The organism is Streptomyces sp. TM32 (assembly GCF_004122755.1).
Classification (GTDB): Bacteria; Actinomycetota; Actinomycetes; order Streptomycetales; family Streptomycetaceae; genus Streptomyces; species Streptomyces sioyaensis.
In genome coordinates this window covers 15,193-37,848 of the sequence record NZ_SDIG01000027.1, presented here as the reverse complement: position 1 = coordinate 37,848, position 22,656 = coordinate 15,193, and the positions used below count along the sequence as shown (strand labels likewise).

Here is a 22,656-nt window from a genome sequence, read left to right as displayed (position 1 = left end):
TACGGCAGCGTACCTGGGACACGCACGGTCGTCGGCGGGGTGCGCGGCGGTCACCCTACGGCGCTTCCACCGGGACGGCGCCGACCCGGGCGCGTTAGCCTGAACCCGGATTGATGCCGTATTCCGGACCTCATGGGAGAAAGGGCGGCGCTCGGCATGGCAGTCGTGACTCCCCGGGTCTTCGTCTCCCATCTGGCCGGCAGCGCCGTCTTCGACCCCAACGGCGACCCGGTCGGCCGGCTGCGGGACCTCGTCGCGCTGCTCCGGGTCGGCGACCGTCCGCCGCGGCTCCTCGGGGTGGTCGTCGAGGTGATCAGCCGACGCCGGATCTTCGTCCCCATGACCCGGGTGACCGGTGTGGACTCCGGCCAGATCGTCATCACCGGTGTGGTCAACATGCGGCGCTTCGAGCAGCGGGCGTCCGAGACGCTGGTGCTCGGCGAACTGCTCGACCGGCGGGTGCGGCTGGTGGAGACCGGCGAGGAGGTCACCGTCCTGGACATCGGCATCACCCAGCTGCCCGCACGGCGCGACTGGGAGATCGAGAAGGTCTTCGTCCGCAAGGGCAAGGGCCGGGGGCTGCGCCGCAAGGGCGAGGCGCTGACCGTGGAGTGGTCGGCGGTGACCGGCTTCTCGCTGGAGGAGCACGGCCAGGGCGCGGCGAGCCTGCTGGCCACCTTCGAACAGCTGCACCCTGCCGACCTCGCGGGCGTCCTGCACCACCTCTCCCCCAAGCGGCGGGCCGAGGTCGCCGCCGCGCTCGACGACGACCGGCTCGCCGACGTCCTGGAGGAGCTGCCCGAGGACGACCAGGTCGAGATCCTCGGCAAGCTGAAGGACGAGCGGGCCGCCGACGTCCTGGAGGCGATGGACCCCGACGACGCCGCCGATCTGCTCTCGGAACTGCCGGAGGAGGAGAAGGAACGGCTGCTGGCGCTGATGCGGCCGGAGGAGGCCGCGGACGTGCGGCGGCTGATGGCGTACGAGGAGCGGACCGCGGGCGGGCTGATGACCACCGACCCGATCGTGCTGCGCCCGGACGCGACCGTCGCGGACGCGCTGGCCCGGGTGCGGGATCCGGACCTGTCCCCCGCGCTGGCCGCCCAGGTCTACGTCTGCCGGCCGCCCGACGAGACCCCCACCGGCAAGTACCTGGGTCTGGTGCACTTCCAACGGCTGCTGCGCGACCCGCCGTTCACCCTCGTCAGCTCGATCGCCGACACCGATCTGCCGGCCCTGCCGCCGGACACCCCGCTGCCGGAGGTGACCAGCTATCTGGCCGCGTACAACATGGTCGCGGCACCGGTCGTGGACGAGAGCGGGGCCCTGCTGGGCGCGGTCACGGTGGACGACGTGCTGGACCATCTGCTGCCGGACGACTGGCGCGAGGACGGACTGCACGGCTCCGCGGCGCCGGGTATGACCGGCGGCGGGAGCCCGGGGAAGGCCGCGGATGGGCGCTGAGGAGCGGGACGGCGGCAGGGAACGGACACGCGCGAACGGCGCCTCGGCGCTGCGCCGGGGCGCCACCGACCGCCCCCGGGCGCGTATCGACCAGCCGCGCGCCCCGCGCCGTACCTTTCTGCCGGAGTACGACCCGGAGGCGTTCGGGCGGCTCTCGGAGAAGATCGCCCGCTTCCTGGGGACCGGCCGCTTCCTCGCCTGGATGACCGCCACCGTCATCGTGTGGATCACCTGGAACGTCGCCGCGCCGGGCGCCTGGCGGTTCGACCAGTACCCGTTCATCTTCCTGACCCTGGCACTGTCGCTGCAGGCCTCGTACGCGGCGCCGCTGATCCTGCTGGCGCAGAACCGCCAGGCCGACCGGGACCGGATCACCCAGGAGCAGGACCGCAAGCAGAACGAGCGCTCCATCGCCGACACCGAGTACCTGACGCGGGAGATCGCGGCGCTGCGGCTCGGCCTGGGCGAGGTCGCCACCCGCGACTGGCTCCGCTCCGAGCTCCAGGACCTGCAACGGGATCTGGAACAGCGGCAGCCGGCCGGCGCACAGAGTGATGAACGCGACCGCTGACGGCCTTACCGGAGGCCCCCTCACGAGCCGTACCGCCCTCCCGTCGCCCGACCACCGCCCCTTTGGGACGCGCCTTCGCGCGGCCGTACTATCTCTTCATGGCTACCGACACGCCCCATGGCGCCACCCCGAGCGAGGACGCGGTCCGCGCAGCGCTCGCGACGGTGAACGACCCCGAGATCCACCGCCCCATCACCGAGCTGGGGATGGTCAAATCGGTGGACATCGCGGCCGACGGCGCGGTGGCGGTGGTGGTCTACCTCACCGTCTCCGGCTGCCCGATGCGCGAGACGATCACCCGCACGGTGCGGGAGGCCGTCGAGCGGGTCGAGGGCGTCACCTCCGTCGCCGTCGAGCTGGACGTGATGAGCGACGAGCAGCGCAAGGAGCTGGCGTCGTCGCTGCGCGGCGGCACCGCCGAGCGCGAGGTGCCGTTCGCCCAGCCCGGTTCGCTGACCCGGGTGTACGCCGTCGCCTCCGGCAAGGGCGGCGTCGGCAAGTCGTCGGTGACGGTCAACCTCGCCGCGGCGATGGCGGCCGACGGGCTGAAGGTCGGTGTCGTGGACGCCGACATCTACGGCCACTCCGTGCCCCGGATGCTGGGCGCCGACGGCAAGCCCACCCAGGTCGAGAACATGATCATGCCGCCGTCGGCGAACGGCGTGAAGGTCATCTCGATCGGCATGTTCACCCCGGGCAACGCCCCGGTCGTCTGGCGCGGCCCGATGCTGCACCGCGCCCTCCAGCAGTTCCTCGCCGACGTCTACTGGGGCGACCTCGACGTCCTCCTCCTGGACCTGCCCCCGGGCACCGGCGACATCGCCATCTCGGTGGCGCAGCTGGTGCCGAACGCCGAGATCCTGGTGGTCACCACCCCGCAGCAGGCCGCCGCCGAGGTCGCCGAGCGGGCCGGTTCGATCGCCGTGCAGACCCACCAGAAGATCGTCGGCGTGGTGGAGAACATGTCCGGGCTGCCCTGCCCGCACTGCGACGAGATGGTCGACGTCTTCGGTACCGGCGGCGGCGAGCGGGTCGCCGAGGGCCTGACGAGGACGACCGGCGCGCAGGTGCCGGTGCTCGGCGCCATCCCGATCGATGTCCGGCTGCGCGAGGGCGGCGACGAGGGCAAGCCGGTCGTGCTGACCGACCCCGACTCCCCCGCCGGCGCGGCGATCCGGTCGATCGCCGGCAAGCTGGGCGGCCGGCAGCGGGGCCTGTCCGGCATGTCGCTGGGGATCACCCCGCGCAACAAGTTCTGACGGCCGCGGGCCGCCGCGGGACGGGAAACCGCCCGCGCCGGCTCCCGCGCACGACGAAGGGGCGGGCCCGTACGGGTCCGCCCCCTTCGTGTCGTGCCGTTCAGCCCGCGTACGCGGTGAGGTCCTTGATCACCGAGAAACCCAGCCCGTAGGCGCTCATCCCGCGCCCGTAGGCGCCGATGTGCACCCCCTCGGGGCCCTCGTTCGCGGAACCGGCCAGCACCCAGCCGTACTCGGACTCGCGATAGGCGAACGACGTGGGCACGCCGTCCACCGGCAGCATCAGCTCGCTCCAGCCCCCGCCGCCGAGGTCGTCGGCGAGCTCCCAGGCGAGCATCGTCTGCTGGTCCAGCCAGTCCTGGCGCAGCGTCCGGTCCATCTGGGTCGGCCAGGTCTGCGCGAGCAGCCCGGATCCGGCGAGCCAGGCGGCCGTCGAGACCGAGGTCGCCTCCAGTACGCCGGTGCCGTCGCCGCTGCGCCGTACGGGGCGGCTGGCGACCGTCACCACCACCGCGAACCGCTCGTCCTGCGGCGGCTCCACCTTGATGGTCGGCTCCTCGCCGTGCCCCGTGGCGCCGTGCTCGACGGTGCCGTCGGCGGCCGCCCCGACCCGCATCAGCCAGCGCGGACCGGTGAACGCCTCGTCGAGGCCGTACCACGGGAATGCGGCCAGCAGATAGCCGTCGACCTTCCGGCCGGCTTCGGCGGCCGCCTCGTGTGTCGCTGACGGACTCGTCGTCTCCATCTGCGCGAAGCCTCCTAGTTGCCCTGCGTCGTGGGCGGCCCGCCCCCCTCAGGCGACCGAACCCCGGACAACCGGAGCATAGCCATAGGCGTCAACACAGCCGGTCATATCATGTGGTCAGGTGGCGTCCGCGTCGAACGGCGGACGCTCGCCCGACTCCGACCCCTGAGGCTTCTTTCGCAGGTCAGGGGCGCCGGCGGAGGCGGCCGGGGACCCCTTGGACAGGCTGGGACCTGAGCCGTTCGAGGGCGTGGCGGACGACGCGCCGTCGTGGCCGTTGACGGCGTCGGTGACCTCTGCCATCTCCTTCTTCAGGTCGAAGCCGTTACGGATCTCCTGGAGGTCCTTGAGGCCGTACTCGTCCTTCTCCAGGACGTGCTTGCGCACGAAATTCTTGGGCTTGAGGTCCTCGAACTCGAAGTCCTTGAACTCCGGCCCCAGCTCGCTGCGGATGTCCTCCTTGGCGCTGTCGGAGAACGCCCGCACCTTGCGGATGAAGGCCATGACGTCCTGGATGACCTTGGGGAGCTTGTCCGGACCGAAGATGAGCACGGCAAGGATCACGAGCGCGACCAGCTCGAGGGGTCCTATGTCGAAGAACACCGTGCAGCTCCCTTGGGTATCCGCGGCCTTCGTATGCCTTTGGGGCCGGGCCGCCTCTCACCGTACCTGGCCCCGTACGTCAGACGGGAGTCGCCCGTACCAACACCATGCAAACGATCACCCGGTGCTGGAAGAACCCAGACTGAGCCGAACGGACCGCTCCTTGCCGCCCCTTTGGAGGGTCAGCACCAGGGTGTCGCCCGGCCGGTGGCTGCGGATCTTGACGATCAGCTCCTGGCCGCTGTGCACCGGAGTGCCGTCCACCTCGGTGATCACATCGCCGGCCTTGATCCCGGCCTTGGCGGCGGGGCCGCCCGGGGCGACCGGCTGCTTGCCGTCCTTGCTGTGCTCGCCGACCCGCGCCCCGTCACCGGCGTACTCCATCTCCAGCGTCACGCCGATCACCGGGTGGGTCGCCTTGCCGGTGTTGATCAGCTCCTCGGCCACCCGCCTGGCCTGGTTGATCGGTATGGCGAAGCCCAGCCCTATGCTGCCGCCCTGGCCGCCGCCTTCCAGGCCGCCGCCGCTGTCGGCCGCGCGGATGGCGCTGTTGATGCCGATCACCCGCGCCCTGGTGTCGACCAGCGGGCCGCCGGAGTTGCCGGGGTTGATGGGGGCGTCGGTCTGCAGCGCGTCCACGTAGGACACATCGCTGCCGTCGCCCTTCTGGCCGCCCGCGGTGATCGGGCGCTGCTTGGCGCTGATGATCCCGGAGGTGACGGTGTTGGCGAGGTCGAACGGTGCGCCGATCGCCACCACCGGGTCGCCGACCCGCACCGCGTCGGAGTTGCCGAGGGGCAGCGGCCGCAGCCCCGTGACGCCCTCCACCTGGACGACGGCGAGGTCGTAACCGCCGTCCTGGCCGACGACCCTGGCCTTGGCCGTCTGGCCGCCGCTGAAGGTCACCGAGATCTCACCGCCGGTGGCCGCCGGTTCGACGACGTGGTTGTTGGTGAGGATGTGCCCCTGGTGGTCGAGGACGAAGCCGGTGCCGGTGCCCTGTTCGGCGCTGCCCCGGACATGGATCGTGACCACGCCGGGCAGCGCGGCCTGCGCGATCCCGGCGACGCTGTCGGGCTTGCGGCCGCCCTCGTCCCCGCCGGCCTGCGGCAGTTGGATGTCGTTGAACCCGCCGTAGCGCTCGACGTAGGCGCCGACGCCGCCACCGACGCCGCCCGCCAGCAGCGCGAGCGCCACCGCGGCGGCGATCACCGGCCCCCGGCGGCGGGCGCGCGGCGGGGCGACGGGTGCGCCCTGCAGCGGCGCGCTCCAGGGGTCGTACTGCTGCCAGGCGCCGTGCGGCGCGGCGGCGTGGCCCGCGGCCGGGGCCGCTCCGGGGTCGCCGGGCGGTGCGGCGGCGAGCGGCGGCGGGCCCGCGGGGTCCAGGGGCGCCGGGTGCGGGGTGGCCGGCTGCGGTGCCGTGTCGTACGGCCCGGCGGCGCCGCCGGGGGCGGGCTGGGGGGCCGCGGGTGACGGTCCCGGCTGCGGGGAGGCGGCAGGCTCGGTGGCCGACGGCAGCACGGTGCCGTGGGCGGGCGTCGCCACCGGCCGCTGTACGGGCGGCGCCGGCGCCCACGGTCCTGGGTCGCCGTAGGGAGGCGTGCCGTACGGGTCCTCGTCGTGCAGCGGCCGCTGCCGCCGTGGCGCCGCGGCCGGGCCGCCGGCCGTCACCGACGCGAGGGGCGAGGCCTCGGCGGATGGCGGAGCCGGCGCGGCGCCCGTCGTCGTGCGATCCGGGTCCGTCGTCCGCGGACCGGCCGCCGCCCCGTCCCGCGCGCCCTCGGCCACCTTGCCGAGCGTCACGGTCGACGGCTCCGGGCCCGCACCGGCCGTCCCGTCTCCGCGGTCCCCGGCGGCTTCCCGGGCCGCGGCGTCCGCGCCCGTCCCGCCCGGAACGGGCGTCAACTCGGCGCTTTCCGCAGCGCTTTCGGCTGAAACCTCACCCTCGGACGGCTGCGGAACCTCGCGCTCCGCCGCGCCGTTGCGCGGCTCCGGCGGACGCATGAGCCAGTCCTCCGAACCCTGTACCTCGGACGTGCCGGACGTCTCGGACGTGCCGGACGTGCCGGACGTGCCGGACACTGCGGCCGGGGCCCCCTCCACCGGGCCGGGCTCGGCGGAGGGTTCCGTGCGCGCGGTGCCTCCCGGGCGGCTCCACCACTTCAGCTTCGGCCCGGCGGCCTTACCGTCGTCCATGCTCTCCCCAGAATTCGCCCGCGGTCCTGCGCGGGCACCACCACCTCGCGGCATACGCCCGCTCAGGGGTGCGCCGCCCAGGGGGATTCAACCAGTTCCGCGCGGGGCCGCGCAGGGGACGGTCAGTGCTGGGCGGGGGTTGAGCCATGGACGGAGGGGCCGGCCGTGGCGGCGGGGCCGCTCAGCGGGCGCCTGGGCTCCGGTGGGGAGAGCGGGGGCGGGTTCTTCCGCACGGGAGGTCCGCCGGTGGCCGACGTCAGGGGCGGGAAGTCGTACGCCGTGACCGGACCGGTGGCTGCTATCAGCGGCGACAGCCCGAATCCGCCGGCCGGCGCGGAGTACGCCGGGGCGGGGGGCGCCGCACCGGGGCCGTAGAGGGTCATGGCGCTGGGGGCCGGGGCGAGGGTCGGACCGCCGGACGGCTGCCGGCCGTCCACTTGGGACGAGCCGGCGGGGAAGGCGTCACCGCGGAAGCGCACCTCGCTGTCGGCCGCGGGGCTGACGCTGAGCGGGGTGACGGTGCTGCCGCTGCCGTCGGCGCGTCCGCCGGGCAGATCGGTGGCCGCCTCCAGCGGAAGGGCGCCGCCCAAAGCGATGGCCGCGAGGGAGACCGCACCGGCCGCCGCGAAGGCGAACCGGCGCCGCTGGCCGGCCCGCTCGGCCTCGTGGACGCGGATGCCGCGGGCGCCGGGCTGGGGGGCGATGCCGGCCAGGGCACGGCCGGGGTGGCCCGGAGCGGGCGCATAGGAGAACGCGCCGCCGTCCCGGGCGAAGTCGCCCCGTCCGAAGCTGCCGTTGCCGAGCCGGCTGCCGGGACCGCCCACGTCACCGCCGGGCAGCTGCTGCAGACGCGCCAGCAGGCCCTCGGACGGGCCGGGGGGCGCGGTCTGGGCGAAGACGTTCTTCAGCCGACGCTGGGCGTCGGCCTCCGCCTTGCACTTGCCGCAGGTCGCAAGATGCGCGAGCACCCGCTCGCGCGCGTCATGCCCCAACTCGCCGTCGACCAGGGCCGCGAGGCGGTCGCCGAGATGCTGCTCGGCAGGGGACGGACCGCCGCTGCCGCTCACGCGATTCCGACCTCCCCCGTGGGCACCACGGCCAGCGAGCGCCGCTGCTCGCGCTCTTCGGCACGGGTGGCCGGGGCGCGGTGCTTGAGGGACTTGCGCAGATGCGAACGGCCACGGTGGATCCGGCTGCGGACCGTGCCGAGCTTGACGTTGAGCGTCGCGGCGATCTCCTCGTACGACAGGCCCTCGATGTCGCACAGCACCACGGCGGCCCGGAACTCCGGCGCGAGGGTGTCCAGCGCGTGCTGCACATCGGCGTCGAAGTGGGTGTCGTTGAAGTGCTGCTGCGGGGAGGGCTCCCGGCTGGGGAGGCGCTCCGCGGCATCGTCACCGAGCGCATCGAAACGGATACGTTGACGGCGCCGGACCATGTCCAGGAAGAGGTTGGTCGTGATGCGGTGCAGCCAGCCCTCGAAGGTGCCGGGGGTGTACGTCGACAGCGAGCGGAAGACGCGGACGAACACCTCCTGGGTGAGGTCCTCGGCGTCGTGCTGATTGCCGGTGAGGCGGTAGGCGAGGCGGTAGACCCGTGCGCTGTGGGTGCTGACGATCTCCTCCCAGCTGGGCGGAGTCCACGCCTGCGCGTCCGCGTCTGCGGCGAAGGTCGCGGTCGTTGCGGAATCGGCGGCGGTCCCCCCACTCGAGCGGAGTCGAGAGTGGGGGAGGAAACGGTCAGCGGTGTTGGTCACGGATTTCGGCTCGGCGAACGACCTCTTCAAGCGCCTCAGCACTCGACGGTCACCCGTCGCAGCCGCACCTCCCCTGGTGGCTCTGGTGGTGTCCAGTAGAGCCCCTACCATATCCACCTCGCCCGTTAGCTCCGGATAAGCAGTTTTGACCTGCATTTGGTCCTGCTTCTGGTCTTGCTGCATGTCTCGCGCGGTCTTCACCGGTGCGTCCCCCCGTCATCCCTCCACCCCTCCTCAACGCCCGGTCCCATCTGCGAGTTCCCGCGTCCAGCGGATACAGTCACGGTTGCGTCAACTACGGGGACAGGAGAGGGCCATTACCGGCAACCGGCAGACGATCTTGGCATTCGCCGAGGCGTACGGCGCCGGGACCATCGACGACAGCGCCGAGGCCGCCCTGAGCTGGTCACGTGACCGTGCGCAGGAGGCCGGCATCCGTACGGTGACCAACGGCACCGGCGCGGCCCTGCGCCTGCTCGCCGCCGCCGCGGACGCCAAGGCCGTCGCCGAGATCGGCACCGGCACGGGCGTGTCGGGCATCCACCTCCTGCACGGCATGCGCCCCGACGGGGTACTGACCACCGTGGACCTCGAACCCGAGCGGCAGGCCTTCGCCAAGCAGGCGTTCCGCGCCGCGGGCTTCGCCGGCAACCGCGCCCGCTTCATCCCCGGCCGCGCCCTGGATGTCCTGCCCCGCCTCGCGGACGGCGGCTACGACCTCGTCTTCTGCGACGGCGACCTGATGGAGTGCTTGGAGTACCTCGCTGAATCGTTGCGTCTGCTGCGCCCCGGCGGCCTGGTCTGCTTCGAGGGCGTCTTCGCGGACGGCCGTACGGTCGACTCGGCGGTGCAGCCCGCGGAGGTGCTGCGGCTGCGGGAGCTGCTGCGGGCCGTACGGGAGAGCACGGCACTGGTACCGGCCCTGCTGCCGGTCGGCGACGGACTGCTCTGCGCGGTCAAACGCAGCTGACCCGTCCGGCGCCCGGATGCGAAACGGCCCCGGCATGCGGCGCGCACGTCCTGCGCGCGCCGCATGCCGGGGCCGGGGTAATTCGGCTGGGGATACCGGGGTCAGCCCCGGGAAACCGCCGGTTGCGCCGCCCTTGTCAGACGGTGACCTTGTCCAGGGCCTCACCCAGGGCCTTGGCTTCGTCGGGGGTCAGCTCGACGACGAGCCGCCCGCCGCCTTCGAGCGGAACGCGCATGACGATGCCCCGCCCCTCCTTGGTCACCTCGAGCGGGCCGTCGCCCGTCCGCGGCTTCATGGCCGCCATGCTCGTTCCCCTTCCTGAAACCAGCTCATCTCAGCCGACGGCCCGGATAGGCACGTGTCACCGGCATCGAACACATTGCTTCCAGGCCATTATCCCGCATCGAACGACCCGATGACCAACATCGGGCAGCATCCCTTCGGCAAGGTGCTCCCGCAAACCCCCTCAATTCGGGGAGAGGGCCTGCCGTACTCCGCCCACCGCCGCCCTCCGACGCGCCCGCAATCTTTGACGTACGTCACATGCCGGGGCCCGATGATCTCCGGCATCCTGAGCGCGGACTGCCGCTGCCGAGCAGTCCGAGCCGCGACGGAGGGGACTCCCACTATGGCCGACACCGTGCTCTACGACGTGACCGACGGGCTGGCGACGATCACGCTCAACCGCCCCGACGCGATGAACGCGCTGAACATCGAGGCGAAGGTCCTGCTGCGGGACACCCTGAAGGAGGCCGCGGCCGACCCCGCCGTACGGGCCGTTCTGCTGACCGCCACCGGGCGCGCCTTCTGCGTCGGGCAGGACCTCAAGGAGCACATCGGCCTGCTGGCCGAGGACCGGGCGACCGGTTCCGGCGCCACCATGAACACCGTGCGTGAGCACTACAACCCGATCGTGACGGCGCTGGCCGGGATGCCCAAGCCCGTGGTCGCCGGCGTGAACGGGGTCGCCGCGGGCGCCGGCGCGGGCTTTGCGATGGCCGCCGACTACCGCGTCGTCGCGGACTCGGCGTCCTTCAACACCTCCTTCGCGGGCGTCGCGCTGACCGCCGACTCCGGGATGTCCTGGACGCTGCCCCGGCTGATCGGCCATGGCCGGGCCGCCGATCTGCTGCTCTTCCCCCGCAACGTCAGCGCCCAGGAGGCGTACGACCTGGGCATCGCCAACAAGGTGGTCCCGGCCGCGGAGCTGGCCGACCAGGCCGCGGCGATCGCCCGCCGGCTGGCCCAGGGCCCGACCGCCGCCTACGCGGCGATCAAGGAATCGCTGGCCTACGGGGCGGGGCACTCGCTCACCGAGACGCTCGGCAAGGAGGACGAGTTGCAGGGCCGCGCCGGGGCGTCGGAGGACCACCGGATCGCGGTCGAGGCCTTCGTGAAGAAGGAGAAGCCGGTCTTCCTGGGGCGCTGACCCCGGCCCCGCCGGCCGGCCCCGGGCAGCCGGGTGACCGGCCACCGCCGGCGGGGGCCGCCGGCTCCCGCTGCCCGGCCGCTGCCGCCCGCCCGGCCCGGGTCAGCGGGCCGCCGCGTCCACGGCCCGGCGGACATGGCAGTCCGCCAGATGGTCGTTGACCAGGCCGCACGCCTGCATCATCGCGTACGCGGTGGTCGGGCCGACGAAGCGGAAGCCGCGCTTCTTGAGGTCCTTGGCGAGCGCCGTCGACTCCGGGGTCACCGGCAGCACCTCGTCGACGGTGCGCGGCACCGGCCGCCCGGTCCGGTCGGGGGCGTAGGACCAGATCAGGTCGTCGAGTTCACCGGGGGCCAGCCCGGCGGCGACCTTGGCGTTGCCGATCGTCGCGGCGATCTTGGCGCGATTGCGGATGATGCCGGGGTCGGCGAGCAGCCGCTCGGCGTCCGTGTCCGTGAACCGCGCGACCTTCGCGATGCGGAATCCGGCGAACGCGGCGCGGAAGCCGGGGCGGCGCCGCAGGATCGTGATCCACGAGAGCCCGGACTGGAACGCCTCCAGGCTCATCCGCTCGAAGAGGGCGTCGTCACCGTGGACCGGCAGGCCCCATTCGGTGTCGTGATAGGCGCGGTAATCGGCCATCTGCGGCGACTCCATGCCCCACGGGCAGCGCGGGATGCCGTCCGGTTCGCGCACCACCCCGCTCATGCCCGGTCCTCGCCTTCCGGGGGCGCGGGGGCCTCGGGCCCGTCCGCGGACGTCCGGTCGCCGGAGCTCTCCCCCGGCTCCGGCACCGGCCCCAGCACCGGCGGGCCGTCCTGTATCAGCCCCGGGCCGCCCATCGCGGAGGCGTGCGCCCCGGCGAGCGCCGCCTCCAGCTCGGCGATCCGGGCGTCGCGCGCGGCCAGCTCGGCGCCCAGGCGGTCCAGGACGTCGTCGACGTCGTTCATGCGGTAACCACGGACGGTCACCGGAAGCCGGACGGCCTCCACGTCGGCGCGGCCCAGCGGACGCTCGTCCGGCAGCGGATCGTGCAGCCGGTCCGGCTCGGAATCCCGCAGCCCGCCGCCGTCACCACCGCCGACGACCACGAGCGTGACCGCGGCCACCACCACGACCATCGCGATCAGCAAGAACCAGAACACGACCAACTCCCCGGACTATGTGCCTGCACTGATCGTGCCATGCGGGTGTGACAGTTAGGGTCGCTCCCGGACCACGGAGAGGGAGTCAGGGAATGCTGCGGCTGGGGAATCGCGAGTTCGGGGCGCACGAGCCGGTGATCATGGCCATCGTCAACAGGACGCCGGACTCCTTCTACGACCAGGGCGCCACGTTCCGTGACGAGCCCGCGCTGGCCCGCGTGGAGCGCGCGGTGGCCGACGGCGCCGCGATCATCGACATCGGCGGCGTCAAGGCCGGTCCCGGCGAGGAGGTCACCGCCGAGGAGGAGGCCCGCCGCACGGTCGGGTTCGTCGCCGAGGTCCGCAAGCGCTTCCCCGATGTGGTGATCAGCGTCGACACCTGGCGGCACGAGGTCGGCGAGGCGGTCTGCGAGGCCGGCGCGGATCTGCTCAACGATGCCTGGGGCGGTGTCGATCCGCGACTCGCCGAGGTCGCGGCCCGCTATGACGTCGGTCTGGTGTGCACCCACGCGGGCGGCGCCGAGCCGCGTACCCGCCCGCACCGGGTGACGTACGACGACGTGATGGCCGACATCCTGCGGGTGACACTCGGACTGGCCGAGCGGGCCGTGGAGTTGGGGGTCCGGCGCGACGCGATCCTGATCGATCCCGGGCACGACTTCGGCAAGAACACCCGGCACAGCCTGGAGGCGACCCGGCGACTGGGCGAGATGACCGCGACCTGCTGGCCGGTGCTGGTGTCGCTGTCCAACAAGGACTTCGTCGGCGAGACGCTCGACCGGCCGGTCAAGGAGCGGGTGCTCGGCACCCTGGCGACCACTGCCGTCTCCGCCTGGCTGGGCGCTCAGGTCTACCGCGTCCACGAGGTCGCCGAGACCCGCCAGGTGCTGGACATGGTGGCCTCGATCGCCGGCCACCGGCCCCCGGCGGTCGCCCGCCGGGGCCTGGCCTGAGGAAGACGCCCCTCAGGGTCTGTCAGAGGGGTCAGGGTGGACAGAACCCTAGGGCTCGTGCGAACAGATGCCGTAGGGGATGCCTGGGCCCCCTGCGGGGCCACAACGGGGTGGGGAGCGGCGGCATTCCCGGGCGTCGCCAGTGGGCGGCGGCAAAGGCGACATTCCCAGGCGTCGCCAGGAGGCGGCGGTATTCCAGGCACCGTCAGTGGGCGGCGGCATTCCCCTGCGGCCCTGCGGCCCCGGTTCCTAGGGCCTCTCCGACCCCGCCCCCTCGGACAGGCCCTGGATGCCGACCTCCTTGGTCACCAGCGCGACCGCCTCGTCCACGTCGTCGCTGAGGTGGAAGAGCTCCAGATCGTGCATCGACGCCTTGCCCTCGGCGATGAGGGTGTCGCGCAGCCAGTCGACCAGTCCGCTCCAGTAGGCCGTGCCGAACAGCACGATCGGGAAGCGGGTGACCTTACGGGTCTGGACGAGGGTGAGCGCCTCGAAGAGCTCGTCGAGGGTGCCGAGCCCTCCGGGGAGCACCACGAACCCGCGGGCGTACTTCACAAAACACGTTTTGCGCACGAAGAAGTACCGGAAGTCGACGCCGAGGTTCACGTACTCGTTCATGCCCTGCTCGAAGGGCAGCTCGATGCCCAGCCCGACGGAGGTGCCGCCGGCCTCGTTGGCGCCCTTGTTGGCGGCCTCCATGGCGCCGGGGCCGCCCCCGGTGATCACCGCGAACCCGGCCTCCACCAGGGCGCGCCCCAGCCGTACCCCGGCGTCGTACTCCTTGGCGTCCCGTGGGGTGCGGGCGGAGCCGAAGACGCTGACGGCCGGGCCCAGCTCGGCCAGCGCGCCGAAGCCCTCGACGAACTCCGACTGGATGCGCATCACGCGCCAGGGGTCGGTGTGCACCCATTCGGAAGGTCCTTCGGAGTCCAGCAGCCGCTGGTCGGTGGTACCGGCCTGCACCTGCTCCTGGCGGCGCAGTACGGGGCCCAGCCGCTGCTCCTCGGGGACCGGTGCTCCCTCGGGACTGGCCATGTCGTGCTCCCTCCGCTGGCAGTACGTGTGCCGTTTCAGCCTAGATCCGCCGACGTGAAGGGCAGGGGAATTCGGTGCGGAGGGCAGCGGTCGGCCGCCGGACCGGCGAGGTCAGGCGGTCAGCCAGGCGCGCAGCCGCTCCTCGCAGTGCAGGATGCGCTCGACGGCGACCCGCTCGTCCCTCTTGTGCGCGAGCAGCGGATTGCCGGGGCCGTAGTTCACGGCGGGCACGCCCAGCGCGCTGAAACGGGAGACGTCGGTCCAGCCGAACTTGGGCCGCGCACTGCCGCCCACGGCCTCCATGAACGCCTTGGCCGCCGGGTGGGACAGCCCGGGCAGCGCGCCCGGGGAGTGGTCGTCGATGACGAACTCGTCCACCGGGCAGTCCGCGAAGACCTCCCGCACATGGGCCACCGCCTCGTCGGGGGTGCGGTCCGGGGCGTAGCGGAAGTTGACGGTGACCGTGCAGGCGTCCGGGATGACGTTGTTGGCGACCCCGCCCTCGACGCGGACGGCGTTGAGGCCCTCGCGGTATTCGAGGCCGTCGATGACCGGGCGGCGCGGCTCGTACGCGGCGAGCTTCGCCAGGATCGGGGCGGCGGCGTGAATCGCGTTGGCGCCCATCCAGCCGCGGGCGGAGTGGGCCCGCTCACCGGTGGTGCGCAGCAGGACCCGCAGGGTGCCCTGGCAGCCGCCCTCCACCTCGCCGTCGGAGGACTCCAGGAGGACGGCGAAGTCACCCGCGAGCCAGTCGGGGTGGGCGTCGGCGACATGGCCGAGGCCGTTGAGGTGCGCGGCGACCTCTTCGTTGTCGTAGAAGACGAAGGTCAGGTCGCGGTTGGGCGCGGGGACCGTGGCGGCGGTCCGCAGCTGGACGGCGACGCCGGACTTCATGTCGCTGGTGCCGCAGCCCCACAGGAAGCCGTCCTCGTCGAGCCGGGAGGGGACGTTGTCGGCGATCGGCACGGTGTCGAGGTGTCCGGCGAGCACCACCCGCTCGTCGCGGCCGAGGTGGGTACGGGCCACGATGTTGTTGCCGTAGCGGTCGACGGTCAGGTGCGGCAGCGCGCGCAGGGCGTGCTCGACGGCGTCGGCCAGGTCCTTCTCGTTTCCGCTCTCGGAGGGGAAGTCCACCAGCTGCGCGGTGAGCGCGGCGGCGTCGAGCGACAGGTCGAGGGCGGGGTGGTGTCCGGAGTGCTCCATGGGGCCGACCCTATCCGGAGCACTCCAGTACGGTGGGGCGGTGTTCGCCCAGCCCTCATCCTCTGTCTCCCGTGCCCGCCTGTGGCGTACCGCTGCGGCCGTGGCCGTACTCCTCGGACTGGTCGGCTATCTCGTCGTGCAGTACGTCACCGGTGGCCCGGGGGCGCCGCACTGCACGGTGCGCGCCGAGGGCGGCTCCAAGGAGTACGAGCTGTCCCCGGAGCAGGCCGCGAACGCCGCGACGATCTCGGCCGTGGCGTCCTCGCGCGGGCTGCCGGAGCGGGCGGTGACCATCGCGCTGGCGACCGCGATGCAGGAGTCGGGGCTGCGCAACATCGAATTCGGTGACCGGGATTCGGTCGGACTCTTCCAGCAACGGCCCTCGCAGGACTGGGGAACCGTGCAACAGATCATGGATCCCGTCTATTCGGCCGGGGAGTTCTACCGGCATCTGGCGAAGGTGCCCGGGTACTCCCGGCTGCCGCTGACCGTCGCCGCCCAGAAGGTGCAGCGCAGCGGCTTTCCGCAGGCGTACGCCAAGCACGAGGCGAATGCCGCGCGGCTGACCGGGGCCCTCTCGGGCCGCTATCAGGACGCGATGACCTGCACCGAGAGCGGGCCGGTGAACGCGCAGGCGGGCGGCGCCGCACAGGTGCGGGAGAAGCTGGTGCGGGAGTTCGGCCCGCAGGTGCTCCCGGGGGCGGCCGGCCACGCGGCCGGCGGGGGGCGCGGGGTGACGATACCGGTGCGGCAGGCCGGTCCGGCGGCGGGCGAGGCCCCGCGGCGCGGCTGGCAGCTGGCGACGTGGGCCGTGGCGCACTCCGCCGAGCTGCGCATCGAACAGATCTCTTACGCCGGCCGGACGTGGCGCGCGGCCGATTCCGGGAAGGGGTGGCAGCCGAAGCAGGCCGCTTCCCCGGCGGCCGCACACGACGTTCGTATCATTACCGCGCAATAGTTTGCCGGGTCCCCCGTAAGGGGCACCCGAAGCAATTCCCTTTCTCGCGGCGGCAGTTGAGAACGCGGCTTTCCCGGGTTTCCTCAATTGCCTTGCACGTAAAGGGCCGTGACGTTTCCGCGGCGCCCGCGGCCGTGCACATATTGCCCGTCTTCAGCAAGGGCCGATTATCTGACGCGTTACCAACTCTTTACCTTAGTTCACCGCAACCTTCGGGGTTCTGAAGCGGTAGTCAGTGCGTCCGCCCGGCGGACATGGCACATCTGTCAGAAGTCCGAGTCCTTCTCCGTAAAAGGAGCACCATGTCCCTCCCCGTTACGCGTCGGATCGCCCGAGCCGCCCTGCTCGTTGCAGCGGGTGCCGCTCCCGTGGTCGCTGCGGCCGGTTCCGCGAGCGCCGTGGAACTGCCCGCCAAGACACCCGACCTGGGCGGACTGACGGCGCCCCTGGACTCCAAGAACACCAGCGCCACCCTCGACCGCACCGCGCACCACGGCGTCGGCCTGGTCAACGAGGCCGGCGGCAAAGCGGCGACGAAGCTCGCCCCCGCGCTCGTCGAGACCGCAGGTCCGGCCGTGAAGAAGGCCATGCCGCTCACCCAGGGCGCCGCGGACAAGGCCGAGTCCCTGGTCCGCCCGATCGCCAAGCACGGCATCTCCACCAACTCGCTGCCGCGCGACGCGGCCAAGGCCCTGCTCGGTTCCGCCCAGGGCCTGCTCGGCGGGCTGCCGCTCGGCGGCCGCTGACCGGCCGCCCGCCCGCCACGCGCAGGGGCCCGGGGAGCGTCCGCTCCCCGGGCCCCTGCGCGTGGTCATGCGCGGCGGCGGTTCACTTCGACAGGCGGCGCACCGCGGCGTCCACCCGCTCGTCGGTCGCGGTGAAGGCGATCCGTACGAAGCGCTCCCCCGCGGAGCCGTAGAACTCGCCGGGGGCGACGAGGATGCCGCGTTCGGCGAGCGCGGCGACGGTGTCCCAGCAGGGCTCGTCGCGGGTCGCCCAGAGGTAGAGCGCGGCCTCGCTGTGCTCGATGCGGAAGCCCGCGGCCTCGAAGGCCCCGCGCAGCGCGGCCCGGCGGCGGGCGTAGCGCTCGCGCTGCTCGGCGACGTGGGCGGTGTCGCCCAGCGCGGCGACGGTGGCGGCCTGGACCGGGGCGGCGATCATCATGCCGCCGTGCTTGCGGATCTGGAGCAGGTCGCCGAGGACCGCGGGGTCGCCGACGAGGAAGGCGGAGCGGTAGCCGGCAAGGTTGGAGCGCTTGGACAGCGAGTGCACGGCGACCAGGCCCTCAGGAGAGCCGCCGCAGATGTCCGGGTGCAGCACGGAGACCGGGTCGGCCTCCCAGCCCAGTTCGAGGTAGCACTCGTCGCTGAAGACCAGCACGCCGTGCTCGCGCGCCCAGGCGACGGTGCGGCGCAGCTCGTCGGCGCCGAGCACCCGGCCGGTGGGGTTGGACGGCGAGTTCAGCCAGAGCAGCTTGAGGCCGCTGGGGTCCAGCTCGGTGGGGTCGTCGTAGACGACCGGCTCGGCGCCGGCCAGGCGGGCGCCGACCTCGTACGTCGGGTAGGCCAGGCGCGGGTAGCCGACCTTGTCGCCGGGGCCCAGGCCCAGCTGGGTCGGCAGCCAGGCCACCAGCTCCTTGGAGCCGACGACCGGCAGCACATGGGTGTGGTCCAGGTTCCGGGCGCCGAGGCGGTCGGCGGCCCAGCCGGTGAGGGCGTCCCGCAGCGCTGCCGTGCCCCACACCGTCGGATAGCCCGGGCTGTCGGCCGCCGCGGTCAGCGCCTGCTGCACCACCGCGGGGACCGGGTCGACCGGGGTGCCGACGGACAGGTCGACGATGCCGTCGGCGTGCGCGGCAGCGGTGGCCTTGTACGGCTCCAGCCGGTCCCAGGGGAAGACCGGAAGACGGTCGCGGAGCGACTCCCTGGAAGGGTGGTGGTGGGAGACGGGCGGGCGGTCGCGGAGCGACGCGCGGGGGGAGACGGGCTGGGAAGAGGAGGCTGCGCCCACGGTGCTCTCTTTCTCGGTGGTGCCAGGACCGCGGCACACATGCGTCGGCCCCGTACGGAACAGGCCGTACGGGACCGGGCGGCGCCGTGCGACCGCGAGACTTCGGGAAGCAAGAGGGAGCGGCGGCTCCCCCTTGACCCTGGGGTCTTACTGGTTCTGCGGCGGCAGCGCCGCAATGAAGGAGTGGTCACGCTCGATCAGGCCGAGCTTGCTGGCGCCACCGGGCGAGCCGAGCTCGTCGAAGAACTCCACATTCGCCTTGTAGTAGTCCTTCCACTCCTCGGGAGTGTCGTCCTCGTAGAAGATCGCCTCGACCGGGCAGACCGGCTCACAGGCGCCACAGTCGACGCATTCGTCCGGGTGGATGTACAAGGACCGCTGGCCCTCGTAGATGCAGTCGACCGGGCACTCCTCGATGCACGCCTTGTCCTTGACGTCGACACAAGGCTGCGCGATGACGTAGGTCACGCTGTCGTTCCTCCTCGGTAGGGCCGGCGGACCGATTGGCAGTACCGCCGCTGGGCGCGCGGGAGCGCGGCGTCGTCGATGCCCGCCATCTAGTATCTCCGTTCCCGGGCGCGAGACGAACAAGAGGGGCGGTTTGAGCGATGGAATTCCTGGCCGGTGGCCGCGGGGAGGTTCGCATCACCCGCGCTGACGTGGGCAAAAGGGTATCCGTCCGGCGCCTGACCGGGGGCGGGGAGGGGCCGGAGGCGTTCACGGACGCGGTCGGCGTTCTCACATCCTGGGACGAAGGTGTGCTGAGCATCACACGGCGCACCGGCGAGTGTGTCCGGGTCGACGAGTCCTCGCTGGTGGCGGCCAAGGTGGTGCCCGCCGCCCCGGCCCGCCGGAAGGTCCCGGCGGCCGCCGCCCGGGAACTCCAGGAGGTCGCGGCCCGCGGCTGGCCCGCCGTCGAGACGGAGCGTCTCGGTGAGTGGACGCTACGTGCCTCGGGGGGTTTCACCCGCCGCGCCAATTCCGTCCTGCCCCTCGGCGACCCCGGTCTCCCGCTGGAGGCGGCGCTGGAGCACGTCGGCCGGTGGTACGGCGCCCGCGGGCTGCCGCCGGTGATCGCGGTCGCCACCGGGCGGGCGGAGACCGACGCGCAGCTGACCGCCCGGCTGGCGGAGCGCGGCTGGGCCGACGAGGCGCACACCCGGGTCCGGATCGCGGCGCTGGCGCCGCTCGCCGACACCGGGGCGGACACCGCCCGGGTCGCCCTGTCCCGGGAGCCGGACGCGGACTGGCTGGCCCTGTACAACCGGACCGGCGAGGGCGGCCCGGGCCAGGAGGTCACCGAGGACGCCCTGAAGGTGCTGACCGGCGGACCCTCGGTGTGGTGCGCGACGGTGCGCGGCGCGGACGGCCGGACCGCGGCGATCGGGCGACTGGTGGTCGACGGGCGCTGGGCGGGGTTCGCGGCGGTCGAGGTGGCCCCGGACGCGCGGCGGCAGGGGCTGGCCACCCTGGTGATGGCGGCGCTCGCCGAACGGGCCCTCGCGGAGGGCGCCTCGGCGGCGTATCTCCAGGTCGAGGCGGACAACACCGACGCCCTCGGGTTCTACGACCGGCTCGGCTTCACCGACCACCACGGCTATCACTACCGGCGGCCCCGGCCGGACGCCCGGCGCTGAAGGGTGTGCCCCCATGCCTCAGGAACCCGGGCAGGAACCCGAGCACGACGCGGACGGCGCCCGCGCGGCGCGACGGCAGCAGTTCGCCGAGGCCGCGCGCGCCGAGCGGCCCGATCTGGCGCTGCTGTGCCTGCTGATCTGCGCCGAGGCCGATCCCGCGCTCGATGAGGCGGGCCTGGACGCGGCGCAGATCGAACTGGACCGGCTGGCCGGGCTGCTCCCGTACGCGCCCGACCGCCGCCCGGCCTCCGCCCCGCCCGACAGCGCGGCGCGCCGCGCGTCCGACAGCGGTCCCGCCGCCTGGGCCCGCAACCTCGCCGAACTGCTCGGCACCCGGTACGGCTTCGGCGGCTCGCCCGCCGACTACCGGCGGCTGGAGTCCTCGCTGCTGCACGAGGTGCTGCGGCGGCGCCGTGGCCTGCCGATCCTGCTGTCGGTGGTGTGGATGGAGGTCGCCCGGCGGGCCGGCGCCCCCGTGTACGGGGTGGCGCTGCCCGGCCATTTCGTCGTCGGCTTCGGCGACCCCCTGGGCGCGCATGTGCTGGCCGATCCGTTCGGGGGCGGCCGGCTGCTGACCGAGGAGGACACCGAGCTGCTGGTCGCGGGCGCGACCGGCGAGCGGCTGAGCCGGCGGATGACGGCGCCCGCCGACCCCCTGGAGATCGTGCTGCGGGTGCTCAACAACATCCGGGCCTGGGCACGGGCGCGGCCCGAGCACAGCGCGGTGCAGCTGTGGGCGCTGGAGCTGTCGCTGCTGCTGCCGAGCCATCCGGCGCGGCTGCGCCTGGAGCGGGCCCAACTGCTCGTCGAGCGCGGCGAGTTCCTCGCGGGCGCGGCCGAGCTGGAGGAGTACGCGCGGGTGGTGGAGGCGGTCGAACCCGCCGGGGCGCGGGCGATCCGGCGTCAGGCCGCGGCAGCGCGTGCCATGCTCAACTGACTGGCGGCGGGGGTGCGGCGGACGACCAGTACCGTGGCGTCGTCCTTGAGGTCGCCGTCGGTGAAGGCTTCCAGGTCGGCGCGGAGCGTACGGGCCAGTTCGGCCGGCTCCAGGTGCGTCCACCCGGCCAGCCGCTCGGCCAGCGGGTAGAACTCACCGTCCGCGCAGCGCGCCTCGGTCACCCCGTCCGTGCACAGCACGATCCAGTCGTCGGGCGCGGGGTGGATCCGCACGCTGTGCCGGGGCTCCCCACTGAGCGCGCCCAGGCCGAGGGGCAGGGCGCCCTCGCCGTCGCGGCGCTCGTGGACCTGACCGTCGCGCACCAGGTAGTAGGGGATGTGGCCGCAGGACAGCACCTGGCCCTGCGTCCGGCCGGGCATGCTGCGCACCTCCATCAGCAGCGCGGTGACGAAGCGCCCTTCGATGCCCGGCTCGGCCGAGCGCGCGTTGTAGCGGGCCAGCGCCTGCTCCATCCGCCCCGCCACCGACTCCAGCGAGGCCTGGTACTGCGCGGCCTCGCGGAACGACGCCAGCACCTCGATGCCCGCGCCGATCGCCGGCATGCCCTTGCCCTGTACGTCGCCGATCACCAGCCGCAGCCCGTGCGGGGTGTCGATGACCTCGTAGATGTCACCGCCGACCCGGGCCCCCTCCTGAGCGGAGACGTAGAAGCCGTACGCCTCGGCCGGGCCCACCCGCAGCGGCAGCTCGCGCAGCACCGCCCGCTGCACGGTGTCGGCCACCAGGGACGTCCGGGCGTGCAGCGCCTCGCGCTGGAGCCGGAAGTGGCACAGCACCAGGGCGAACGCGGCCACCAGGAAGGAGCCGAAGATGCCCACCGCCCGGGTGGCCGGAATCCAGTCGGGCACGGTGAAGAGGTCGACATAGGTCAGGCACACGACGAAGACGGCGGACACCATCAGGGTCCGGCGGAACGAGCAGCGCAGCGCGGCATACAGCGGGAGGAAGCCCACGAAGGAGGAGATGTGCAGCTCCGGGCCGGTCGTCGCGTCCAGCACGGCGACGACGACGATCACCGTGCTCAGGAACACCGGGGTCCAGCGGCCGCTGGCCGTGCCCCGGTCGTCAGCCCTCACACTTCAAGCCTGCGATATGCCGCCCGGCAGCGCACCGGGACCATGGCGCCGGGGACGGGCGGCGGCCGGGGCCCGGCTCACAGCCAGCCCTTGTCGCGGGCCGTGCGGACCGCCTCGGCACGGTTGCGGGCGGCGGTCTTCTGGATGGCGAGGGACAGGTAGTTGCGGACCGTGCCCTGGGAAAGATGGAGCGCGCCGGCGATCTCGGCGTTGGTGGAGCCGTCGGCGGCGGCCCCCAGCACCTCCCGCTCCCGCTCGGTCAGCGGACTGGCGCCGTCGGCGAGCGCGGCCGCCGCCAGCACCGGGTCGATGACCCGCTCACCGCGCAGGACGCGCCGCACCGCGTCGGCGAGCCGGGCCGCCGGGGCGTCCTTGACGAGGAAGGCGTCGGCGCCGGCCTCCATGGCCCGGCGCAGATAGCCGGGGCGGCCGAAGGTGGTCAGGATGACGATCTTGACGCCGGGCAGCGCCTCGCGCAGCGCGGCGGCGGCGTCCAGTCCGCTGAGGCCGGGCATCTCGATGTCCAGGAGCGCGACGTCCACGGCGTGGTCGCGCGCGGCCGGGACCACCTCGTCCCCGCGGGCCGCCTGGGCGACCACGTCGAGATCGGCCTCCAGCGACAACAGCGCGGCCAGCGCCTCGCGGACCATCGACTGGTCCTCCGCCAGCAGCACTCTGATCATGCGGG

24 protein-coding genes are annotated in these 22,656 nt (G+C 73.1%); 10 read left to right on the top strand and 14 right to left on the bottom strand.

The annotated features are described in order from the left end of the window. Nucleotides 1-156 precede the first annotated feature (156 nt). The 3 genes from EST92_RS09535 (at nucleotide 157) to EST92_RS09525 (ending at nucleotide 3,294) form a co-directional block, all read left to right on the top strand. Nucleotides 157-1,464 carry a CBS domain-containing protein gene (locus EST92_RS09535; protein WP_129280498.1) on the top strand — a complete coding sequence of 436 codons (1,308 nt, stop codon included), beginning with the start codon at nucleotides 157-159 and terminating at the stop codon, nucleotides 1,462-1,464. Then, nucleotides 1,454-2,035, top strand: a complete 582-nt coding sequence (locus EST92_RS09530; RefSeq protein ID WP_129280497.1) for a DUF1003 domain-containing protein — start codon at nucleotides 1,454-1,456, stop codon at nucleotides 2,033-2,035. Before EST92_RS09535 ends, EST92_RS09530 begins: the two co-directional genes overlap by 11 nt. A gap of 98 nt (nucleotides 2,036-2,133) precedes the next feature. Further along, nucleotides 2,134-3,294, top strand: coding sequence for a P-loop NTPase (locus EST92_RS09525; RefSeq protein WP_129280496.1), 1,161 nt, complete (start codon nucleotides 2,134-2,136; stop codon nucleotides 3,292-3,294). 100 nt (nucleotides 3,295-3,394) lie between these two features. Here the strand turns inward: EST92_RS09525 and EST92_RS09520 are convergent, their stop codons facing one another. From EST92_RS09520 to sigE, 5 genes are all read right to left on the bottom strand, one after another. Then, a complete protein-coding gene (locus EST92_RS09520; protein WP_129249916.1) occupies nucleotides 3,395-4,039 on the bottom strand; it encodes a hypothetical protein in 645 nt (214 codons plus the stop codon). 117 nt (nucleotides 4,040-4,156) lie between these two features. Then, nucleotides 4,157-4,642, bottom strand: coding sequence for a sec-independent translocase (locus tag EST92_RS09515; protein ID WP_129280495.1), 486 nt, complete (start codon nucleotides 4,640-4,642; stop codon nucleotides 4,157-4,159). Nucleotides 4,643-4,759: 117 nt separating this feature from the next. Next, entirely contained in the window at nucleotides 4,760-6,838 is a 2,079-nt protein-coding gene (locus EST92_RS09510) for a trypsin-like peptidase domain-containing protein (RefSeq protein WP_129280494.1), read from the bottom strand. A gap of 122 nt (nucleotides 6,839-6,960) precedes the next feature. After that, the gene (locus EST92_RS09505; RefSeq protein WP_129280493.1) at nucleotides 6,961-7,905 is read right to left on the bottom strand and encodes a zf-HC2 domain-containing protein; all 945 of its coding nucleotides are present in this window, start codon (nucleotides 7,903-7,905) and stop codon (nucleotides 6,961-6,963) included. Next, nucleotides 7,902-8,594, bottom strand: coding sequence for an RNA polymerase sigma factor SigE (gene sigE / locus EST92_RS09500; RefSeq protein WP_129248220.1), 693 nt, complete (start codon nucleotides 8,592-8,594; stop codon nucleotides 7,902-7,904). Before sigE ends, EST92_RS09505 begins: the two co-directional genes overlap by 4 nt. A 340-nt stretch (nucleotides 8,595-8,934) precedes the next feature. On the opposite strand from sigE, the gene EST92_RS09495 reads away from it, so the two are divergent. Beyond that, nucleotides 8,935-9,564, top strand: coding sequence for an O-methyltransferase (locus EST92_RS09495; RefSeq protein WP_129280492.1), 630 nt, complete (start codon nucleotides 8,935-8,937; stop codon nucleotides 9,562-9,564). Between the two features lie 136 nt (nucleotides 9,565-9,700). Here EST92_RS09495 and EST92_RS09490 read toward each other — a convergent pair whose 3' ends face one another. Then, nucleotides 9,701-9,868: a DUF3117 domain-containing protein gene (locus EST92_RS09490; RefSeq protein ID WP_006603288.1), complete on the bottom strand. Its 168-nt coding sequence runs from the start codon at nucleotides 9,866-9,868 to the stop codon at nucleotides 9,701-9,703. A gap of 324 nt (nucleotides 9,869-10,192) precedes the next feature. On the opposite strand from EST92_RS09490, the gene EST92_RS09485 reads away from it, so the two are divergent. Next, nucleotides 10,193-10,993, top strand: coding sequence for an enoyl-CoA hydratase-related protein (locus tag EST92_RS09485; RefSeq protein ID WP_129280491.1), 801 nt, complete (start codon nucleotides 10,193-10,195; stop codon nucleotides 10,991-10,993). A gap of 102 nt (nucleotides 10,994-11,095) precedes the next feature. Here the strand turns inward: EST92_RS09485 and EST92_RS09480 are convergent, their stop codons facing one another. Beyond that, nucleotides 11,096-11,701, bottom strand: a complete 606-nt coding sequence (locus EST92_RS09480) for a DNA-3-methyladenine glycosylase I (protein WP_129280490.1) — start codon at nucleotides 11,699-11,701, stop codon at nucleotides 11,096-11,098. Then, entirely contained in the window at nucleotides 11,698-12,138 is a 441-nt protein-coding gene (locus EST92_RS09475) for a DivIVA domain-containing protein (RefSeq protein ID WP_129280489.1), read from the bottom strand. The genes EST92_RS09480 and EST92_RS09475 overlap by 4 nt, the downstream gene beginning before the upstream one ends. Before the next feature lie 92 nt (nucleotides 12,139-12,230). Here EST92_RS09475 and folP point away from each other — a divergent pair, with 92 nt between their 5' ends. Continuing rightward, nucleotides 12,231-13,091, top strand: coding sequence for a dihydropteroate synthase (gene folP, locus EST92_RS09470; RefSeq protein ID WP_129248215.1), 861 nt, complete (start codon nucleotides 12,231-12,233; stop codon nucleotides 13,089-13,091). A 249-nt stretch (nucleotides 13,092-13,340) separates the two neighbouring features. Here folP and EST92_RS09465 read toward each other — a convergent pair whose 3' ends face one another. Beyond that, the gene (locus EST92_RS09465) at nucleotides 13,341-14,126 is read right to left on the bottom strand and encodes a TIGR00730 family Rossman fold protein (protein WP_129280488.1); all 786 of its coding nucleotides are present in this window, start codon (nucleotides 14,124-14,126) and stop codon (nucleotides 13,341-13,343) included. A 111-nt stretch (nucleotides 14,127-14,237) separates the two neighbouring features. Further along, on the bottom strand, nucleotides 14,238-15,329 hold the full coding sequence (gene dapE / locus EST92_RS09460) for a succinyl-diaminopimelate desuccinylase (RefSeq protein WP_129248212.1): 1,092 nt from the start codon (nucleotides 15,327-15,329) through the stop codon (nucleotides 14,238-14,240). A gap of 40 nt (nucleotides 15,330-15,369) precedes the next feature. On the opposite strand from dapE, the gene EST92_RS09455 reads away from it, so the two are divergent. Together EST92_RS09455 and EST92_RS09450 are read left to right on the top strand one after the other, a co-directional pair. Then, nucleotides 15,370-16,287 (top strand): heavy metal transporter, encoded by a 918-nt coding sequence (locus EST92_RS09455; RefSeq protein WP_129280487.1) that lies wholly within the window; start codon nucleotides 15,370-15,372, stop codon nucleotides 16,285-16,287. Nucleotides 16,288-16,589: 302 nt separating this feature from the next. Then, nucleotides 16,590-17,033, top strand: coding sequence for an ATP-binding protein (locus tag EST92_RS09450; protein ID WP_129280486.1), 444 nt, complete (start codon nucleotides 16,590-16,592; stop codon nucleotides 17,031-17,033). An 82-nt stretch (nucleotides 17,034-17,115) separates the two neighbouring features. On the opposite strand, the gene dapC is transcribed toward EST92_RS09450, so the two are convergent. After that, the gene (dapC, locus tag EST92_RS09445; RefSeq protein ID WP_129280485.1) at nucleotides 17,116-18,297 is read right to left on the bottom strand and encodes a succinyldiaminopimelate transaminase; all 1,182 of its coding nucleotides are present in this window, start codon (nucleotides 18,295-18,297) and stop codon (nucleotides 17,116-17,118) included. Between the two features lie 147 nt (nucleotides 18,298-18,444). Continuing rightward, nucleotides 18,445-18,765 carry a ferredoxin gene (gene fdxA / locus EST92_RS09440; RefSeq protein WP_006603298.1) on the bottom strand — a complete coding sequence of 107 codons (321 nt, stop codon included), beginning with the start codon at nucleotides 18,763-18,765 and terminating at the stop codon, nucleotides 18,445-18,447. Between the two features lie 140 nt (nucleotides 18,766-18,905). Here fdxA and EST92_RS09435 point away from each other — a divergent pair, with 140 nt between their 5' ends. Further along, nucleotides 18,906-19,934, top strand: a complete 1,029-nt coding sequence (locus EST92_RS09435; protein WP_129280484.1) for a GNAT family N-acetyltransferase — start codon at nucleotides 18,906-18,908, stop codon at nucleotides 19,932-19,934. Between the two features lie 13 nt (nucleotides 19,935-19,947). Beyond that, complete coding sequence (locus tag EST92_RS09430; RefSeq protein WP_129280483.1) at nucleotides 19,948-20,871, top strand: transglutaminase-like domain-containing protein; 924 nt, start codon at nucleotides 19,948-19,950, stop codon at nucleotides 20,869-20,871. Here EST92_RS09430 and EST92_RS09425 read toward each other — a convergent pair. Further along, nucleotides 20,838-21,968 carry a PP2C family protein-serine/threonine phosphatase gene (locus EST92_RS09425; RefSeq protein WP_254068702.1) on the bottom strand — a complete coding sequence of 377 codons (1,131 nt, stop codon included), beginning with the start codon at nucleotides 21,966-21,968 and terminating at the stop codon, nucleotides 20,838-20,840. The two genes, EST92_RS09430 and EST92_RS09425, sit on opposite strands and share 34 nt — an antisense overlap. Nucleotides 21,969-22,045: 77 nt before the next feature. After that, complete coding sequence (locus EST92_RS09420; RefSeq protein WP_161981722.1) at nucleotides 22,046-22,651, bottom strand: response regulator transcription factor; 606 nt, start codon at nucleotides 22,649-22,651, stop codon at nucleotides 22,046-22,048. Nucleotides 22,652-22,656 lie beyond the last annotated feature (5 nt).

Coding starts and splice junctions, on each gene's coding strand:
- EST92_RS09520 (WP_129249916.1), bottom strand. CDS start 4,039: ATGGAGACGACGAGTCCGTCAGCGACACACGAGGCGGCCGCCGAAGCC.
- EST92_RS09510 (WP_129280494.1), bottom strand. CDS start 6,838: ATGGACGACGGTAAGGCCGCCGGGCCGAAGCTGAAGTGGTGGAGCCGC.
- EST92_RS09435 (WP_129280484.1), top strand. CDS start 18,906: ATGGAATTCCTGGCCGGTGGCCGCGGGGAGGTTCGCATCACCCGCGCT.
- EST92_RS09535 (WP_129280498.1), top strand. CDS start 157: ATGGCAGTCGTGACTCCCCGGGTCTTCGTCTCCCATCTGGCCGGCAGC.
- EST92_RS09420 (WP_161981722.1), bottom strand. CDS start 22,651: ATGATCAGAGTGCTGCTGGCGGAGGACCAGTCGATGGTCCGCGAGGCG.
- EST92_RS09480 (WP_129280490.1), bottom strand. CDS start 11,701: ATGAGCGGGGTGGTGCGCGAACCGGACGGCATCCCGCGCTGCCCGTGG.
- EST92_RS09525 (WP_129280496.1), top strand. CDS start 2,134: ATGGCTACCGACACGCCCCATGGCGCCACCCCGAGCGAGGACGCGGTC.
- EST92_RS09465 (WP_129280488.1), bottom strand. CDS start 14,126: ATGGCCAGTCCCGAGGGAGCACCGGTCCCCGAGGAGCAGCGGCTGGGC.
- EST92_RS09490 (WP_006603288.1), bottom strand. CDS start 9,868: ATGGCGGCCATGAAGCCGCGGACGGGCGACGGCCCGCTCGAGGTGACC.
- folP (WP_129248215.1), top strand. CDS start 12,231: ATGCTGCGGCTGGGGAATCGCGAGTTCGGGGCGCACGAGCCGGTGATC.
- EST92_RS09485 (WP_129280491.1), top strand. CDS start 10,193: ATGGCCGACACCGTGCTCTACGACGTGACCGACGGGCTGGCGACGATC.
- EST92_RS09530 (WP_129280497.1), top strand. CDS start 1,454: ATGGGCGCTGAGGAGCGGGACGGCGGCAGGGAACGGACACGCGCGAAC.
- EST92_RS09450 (WP_129280486.1), top strand. CDS start 16,590: ATGTCCCTCCCCGTTACGCGTCGGATCGCCCGAGCCGCCCTGCTCGTT.
- dapE (WP_129248212.1), bottom strand. CDS start 15,329: ATGGAGCACTCCGGACACCACCCCGCCCTCGACCTGTCGCTCGACGCC.
- EST92_RS09430 (WP_129280483.1), top strand. CDS start 19,948: ATGCCTCAGGAACCCGGGCAGGAACCCGAGCACGACGCGGACGGCGCC.